3 protein-coding genes and 2 pseudogenes are annotated in these 6,154 nt (G+C 43.6%); 4 read left to right on the forward strand and 1 reads right to left on the reverse strand.

Going from position 1 to position 6,154, the window contains the following annotated elements:
• Positions 1 to 146 precede the first annotated feature (146 nt).
• The 3 genes and pseudogenes from ACE1CM_RS34915 to ACE1CM_RS34925 all read left to right on the forward strand — a co-directional run.
• On the forward strand, positions 147 to 1,025 hold the full coding sequence (locus ACE1CM_RS34915; protein ID WP_374883491.1) for an RNA-guided endonuclease InsQ/TnpB family protein: 879 nt from the start codon (positions 147 to 149) through the stop codon (positions 1,023 to 1,025).
• A 617-nt stretch (positions 1,026 to 1,642) separates the two neighbouring features.
• Positions 1,643 to 3,419 (forward strand): annotated as a pseudogene (gene ltrA / locus ACE1CM_RS34920) (group II intron reverse transcriptase/maturase).
• Positions 3,420 to 3,504: 85 nt separating this feature from the next.
• Positions 3,505 to 3,702: pseudogene (locus tag ACE1CM_RS34925) on the forward strand (zinc ribbon domain-containing protein); the annotation flags it as partial.
• Between the two features lie 58 nt (positions 3,703 to 3,760).
• Here ACE1CM_RS34925 and ACE1CM_RS34930 read toward each other — a convergent pair.
• The gene (locus tag ACE1CM_RS34930; RefSeq protein WP_374883492.1) at positions 3,761 to 3,949 is read right to left on the reverse strand and encodes a hypothetical protein; all 189 of its coding nucleotides are present in this window, start codon (positions 3,947 to 3,949) and stop codon (positions 3,761 to 3,763) included.
• Between the two features lie 389 nt (positions 3,950 to 4,338).
• On the opposite strand from ACE1CM_RS34930, the gene ACE1CM_RS34935 reads away from it, so the two are divergent.
• Complete coding sequence (locus ACE1CM_RS34935; protein WP_374883493.1) at positions 4,339 to 6,123, forward strand: group II intron reverse transcriptase/maturase; 1,785 nt, start codon at positions 4,339 to 4,341, stop codon at positions 6,121 to 6,123.
• Positions 6,124 to 6,154 lie beyond the last annotated feature (31 nt).

The raw sequence follows: 6,154 nt of genomic DNA on the forward strand, positions 1-6,154 counted from the left end.
GCCACGACTTAAAAACTGCTCAGGATATGGTTGGTATGGGTGACAAGCACCAAGTAACTGAGGAGCCGGATGAGGTGAAAGTCTCACGTCCGGTTCTGAAGACGAGTCAGAGAGGTGACGCTCTGGCTTAGTTCAACAACGATGCATTGGCAATCTGCAAACAGTCCCAAAAGCTACCTAAAAATGGCGATTTACAAAAACTTGTAATTACTCAAGCCAAGAGGAGATCTGCGCGGGAATGGTTGAGCGGTGTTTCTGTAACTCCGTTGCAGCAGTCTGTTGCTGATTTAGGCGTGGCCTACAAAAATTTTTTCGACTCTCGCAACGGGAAACGAAAAGGTAAAAAAGTCGGCTTGCCTAAATTCAAAAAGAAAACAGGTCGTCAGGCGGCGCGGTTTACGCTAAACAGCTTTTCCATCAAAGGTGAAGAGGTTTATCTTGCCAAGATTGGCAACGTTAAACCAATTTGGTCGCGTTATCTGCCGTCTCAGCCTAATTCCGTAACGGTGATTAAAGACTGTGCTAATCGCTATTTTCTTAGCTTTGTTGTTGAAATTAATCCCTCTAGGATTGGCGCAATTAACGCATCTGTAGGAATTGATTTGGGGCTAAAAACATTTGCAGCCCTAAGTACTGGCGAGAAGGTTGAAAGTCCTAATTATTCAAAGTTGGACAAACGTCTTCGTCGCAAGCAGCGCCAGCTGGCTCGTCAGGAGAAAGGCTCAAATCGTCGCGAAAAAACTCGCATTTCAATTGCTAAGCTGCACAACCAAATTGCGGACAATCGGAGAGACTTTCTGCACAAGCTATCGACTCGTGTGGTAAACGAAAACCAAGTTATTGCACTAGAAGATTTGAATGTATCCGGCTTGCTAAAAAATTCCAAATTGGCGCGAGCAATCAGCATGCAAGGGTGGCGAGAATTCCGAGTCCTCTTATCGGCAAAATCCCAAAAGCTAGATCGCGAATTTATTGTCATCAGCCGATGGGAGCCAACTAGCCAAGTTTGTGTGCGATTCGTTTAACCTAAACCGAGCAATCGGGGGACGGTTAGCTTCTGTAGGGTAATCCAGCAAGGATTGAGTTCGCACTTTAATCCCTTACAGATGACAACTAAATTACCTTGTAAGTGACCGAAAGTAACCTAGAAATCGGAAGTCTTACCCTATAGGCGTAGTAGTGACAGCACTATCCCTACGGCGGTGAATGGTCATCAAAGCGGTAAAGCGGGATAGAAAGGTAGTAACCGCGAACTGTACGCGGAACCCTACCGAGCAAGAGTCTATGAGTAAAAGCGAAAGCTTGAATCCATGTCTGAACCATCGTGAGGCTAAATGGGCTACGACAGTTATCGCCCAAGCCAAAAGGCAAAGATACTTAAGGCGTTGGCAATTGCAGCCTTGACCAACATACGCTACCAATAAACTCGGTGGAAAATGGAACTCTAAGGACTCAAACAAAAGGTAATTTGGAACGAAGTAACCCCCTCTAATCTCTCAGAAAGGTCGATGTCTGAGTAGGAAACCATCCATAAGAATTCTGGGGGAAGGATTGTCTAAGAAGCCAAAGCCTTCTGTAACAGGAAGGATATGCTGACGCAGACACTTTGACTTAGATAGTAAAGGTGTGATTAGTAATGTATATGTCTAATACCGAACCAGAGTTCAGGGTGGAATGGATAGACGACATCCCAGTATACACCGGAAGAAATCTTAACATCCAATCGAAAGAAATCAACTGGAAAATAATAGAAAGGAACGTCTACAAGTTACAAAAGCGCATTTTTTTTTTACAGAGCCAAGAGTCGTGGTGATACTAAAGCTGTACGCAGACTTCAAAAGACACTGATTAACTCATGGTCAGCAAAGCTATTAGCTACTCGAAGGGTAACACAGGATAATCAAGGTAAGAAAACGGCAGGAGTGGATGGAATCAAATCCCTATCCCCAGTAGCACGTTTCAAACTTGCAAGGGAATTAAAACTCAACGGTAAAAGTAAAAAGACTCGTCGAGTCTGGATACCAAAACCAAATGGTGAAAAACGCCCACTAGGAATACCCACTATGAGAGATAGGGCAGTTCAAGCCCTGGCTAAATTAGCTCTCGAACCTGAATGGGAAGCCGTATTTGAGGAAAACTCTGATGGATTCCGCCCAGGCAGAAGTTGCCATGACGCAATAGCCGCAATATTCATTCAAATTGGCCAAAAAGCCAAATATGTACTCGACGCGGACATTGCTAAATGCTTCGACAAAATCAATCATCAAGCACTTCTCAAAAAGATTAACAGCTTCCCCAAAATGCAACGACAAATTAGGGCATGGCTTAAATCGGGAGTGATGGATGGAAAACAATTATTTCCGACTGAAGAAGGAACCCCACAACGTGGTGTAATTTCACCTTTATTAGCAAATATAGCCTGACACGGGTTAGAAAAGCTAATCGAATAATTCGTTCAATCGCTCCATATAAAAGGATTTAAGGTAAGGCCGAGATCTCTGAAGAGATCCATCAGTTTAATTAGATATGCAGATGATTTTGTCTGCATACATGAAGACATCGAAGTAGTTAAAAAGTGTCAAATAGTAATATCCGAATGGCTGACCCAAATGGGATTAGAGTTAAAACCCAGTCAAACCAGAATCTGCCATACGCTCATAGAGCTAAATGGAAACAAAGGTTTTGATTTTCTAGGATTTAATATCAGGCAATATCCAACAGGTAACTATCGAAGTGCCAAAAACTCGCAAGGGAAAAGTCTAGGATTTAACACGCTCATCACCCCAAGTAAGGAGAAAAGGAAAGCAGATCAACAAAAGTTAGGTTTAGTAATTGACCAACATAAAAACAGGAAACAGTCCGAATTAATACTCGAACTAAATCCAATAATAAAAGGATGGTCTAATTACTACTCCCATGTAGTCAGCCAAGAAATCTTTGCTAAAATGGATTATCTGGTATGGCAAAAACTAAGAAGATGGGCTATCCGGCGATGCCGTAAAAGTAATAAGCATGAAACTTTCTCTAAATATTGGATCTCAGTAGGGACTGACAACTGGTATTTCTGCACCACGGAGGGATTAAAATTAGCCAAACACGGCGAAACTGAAATCTCAAGGTACATAAAAGTGCAAGGTGCCAGAAGTCCCTATGATGGGGATTATACCTATTGGGCAACCAGATTAGGAAAACACCCAGAGATACCAATAAGAGTTGCAAAGCTACTTCAGAAACAGAAAGGAAAATGCGCGTGCTGCGGTCACTACTTTAGACAAGATGACGTAATAGAGATAGACCACATAGAACCCAAATCAAAAGGAGGAAAAAACTCTTATGATAATCTCCAATTACTTCATCGACATTGCCACGATGCAAAAACTGCCAACGATGGTAGTTATGGTACTTGTGGCAGAAGCTAAGCCAAAGAGAAGCCGAATGAAGCGAAAGCTTCACGTTCGGTTTTGCAACAGAGGTGGGGAAAGTGATTTCCCCATCGACTCTACCTCCTGTTGTGGATATCGTTGGGGCAAATTGGATCTATCCGTTCGTTCAGTGCTATGTCTCAATTGCGGCACTCAGCAGGATAGAGACGAAAATGCAGCCAAAAATATAGAAATGGTCGGCATGGGGCATCGGCACGACCTTAAATGTACGTCGAGGGATTGTAAGACTACTTCGGTAGCAAAACCCAATGAAGCGTAAAGAATCCCCACGCCTTCAGGCTGGGTGCGACCCGTGAGCCAGAAATGAGTAGCAATACTCAAGGATTGGCGGCAAATCCTACGCAAGGAATGCCGAAACATTCCAAAACTGTACCTTGACAACTTGTTATTCGTGTAGGTGTAATTCCTACCCCTTGTGGTGACAAGGTGACAGTATAGCCCCCATCTGAGCGACTGATTATCAAACGGATGAAGCGGGGATAAACGATGGTAACTGGAAGTCTCATCCAGAATCCCACCTAACAGAGTTGGTGATGGATAGCACAAGCTCTCGTCACACTAATCTGTCGTGAAAGGCAACTGGCTAAAAGAGACTGACAAGCCAGACCAAAAGGTAACGGTTATCCGAGGTTACTGCTACAACCGCAGTAATTTTCACCCTCAAAGTATGACCCGGTAGACAGTGACATCCTAAAACCAACATCAAACGAATAACAGGAACGGGATAACCTTCTACTTCGCCCTCAAATAAGGTCGATGATTTGAGTAGGTATCAACCGGATGCAATTAGAAGGAAGGATTGGCTAAGAAGCAAACGCCTTGGGTAATACCAAGGATAAGCAGACGTAGCCACTACAAGTTGAAGGATAGAGTCAATTAGTAGAGTTAACATGTTATGAGCCAATCGCTAACGATTAGGTATGAATGGAAGGATTTACCCTGGAAGAAAATCCAGGTTAAAGTCTTCAAGCTCCAACATAGAATCTATCAAGCCTCGAAGAGTGGAAATGTCAAAAAAGTCCATCGTCTGCAAAGACTATTGACGAAATCCTGGGGAGCGAAATGCCTCGCCGTCAGGCGAGTTACCCAAGAAAACCAAGCGAAGAAAACCGCCGGAGTTGACGGAATTAAATTTCTCACGCCCAAACAGCGCATCGAAATGGTTAACACACTGGAAATAGAAGCCAGTGGACTACCAACCCGCAGGGTTTGGATTGCAAAACCCGGAAAAGACGAAAAACGACCCTTGGGTATCCCGGTAATCAGAGATAGAGCAACTCAAGCACTACTCAAACTGGCATTAGAACCAGAATGGGAAGCCTTGTTTGAACCCAACTCCTACGGCTTCCGACCAGGAAGGTCTACACAGGATGCTGTGGAAGCAATTCATACTGCCTTCTGCCAAAAAGCCAAATACGTATTGGACGCAGATATCGCTAAATGCTTCGACAAAATCAACCATCAAAAACTGGTTTTGAAGCTAAACACATTTCCTCTCTTTGAGCGAGTCATACGAGACTGGCTTAAACCAGGGGTGATAGACCAAGGAAACCTCTTTCCTACAGAAGAAGGAACCCCGCAGGGCGGCGTGATTTCACCTTTATTAGCTAACGTAGATCTGCACGGTCTAGAAACCACAATCAAAAATGCCTTTCCCACCAAAGTAAAAATTGACGGGAAATCGCACCTATGGAAACCCCAAATCATTAGGTATGCCGATGACTTTGTCATGGTGCACCCTGATAGACAAGCCATAGAAAAATGCCAGGAAATAGCTTCAAAATGGTTAGCCGAGTTAGACCTTGAATTGAAACCAAGCCAAACCAGAATCACTCATACCCTCAACAAAATTGAGGGCAATCAAGAACCGGGGTTCGACTTCGTTGGATTTAATATCCGTTCTTTCCCTGTGGGTAAAAACAACTGTGGCAAGAACAACAAAGTTAAAACGGGTTTCAAGACACTCGTCAGACCAGCAGCTGCGCAAGTGAAAACTCACTATCGCCATCTGGCAAAGAAAATTACTCAATGCCGAAGTGCGACCCAAGATGAGTTAATCTCGCAACTGATTCCAATAATTACAGGTAGGTGTAATTACTATGGTTCGGTTTGTAGCAACGAAGCATTTGAAGAACTCGACCACAAGTTATTCTGGAAACTCTTCCGAAGCTGGGGTAAGTTCAGGCATCCTAAGAAGCCGGGTAAATGGATTGCCAGGAAATACTGGCAGATTCAGAAACACAAAAATTGGACTTTTGGCAACGATAAACTCGTTTGGCCAAAACATACCAATACCAAGATTACCCGGCACATCAAAGTTAAGGGTGAAGCGTCACCCTACGATGGAAACTGGACATATGGTCGCCAAGGTAAAGGCGAATATCCTGGAATCTCAAAGAAGGTTACTACAACCATTAAGAGACAAAAAGGAAAATGCGATCGCTGTGGACTAAATTTTCATCCAGATGACCTGATAGAAATCCATCATAAAAATGGAAATCACAGGGATAATCGGTTTGAAAATTTAGTTGCTGTCCACCTACACTGTCACGACCAGATACACGGTGATAAGCGCAACCTTTCTACTCAACGTAGTACCCATGACAAGGGTCAATTTGGAGAGGAGTTGGATGTGAGGCAAACTTTCACGTCCGGTTCTGAAGCCTTGCATGGGGGGTGACTCCCATGCTTAGGTTAACGGAGTATGTCAA

The organism is Microseira sp. BLCC-F43, from assembly GCF_041929235.1.
Lineage (GTDB): Bacteria > Cyanobacteriota > Cyanobacteriia > Cyanobacteriales > Aerosakkonemataceae > Microseira.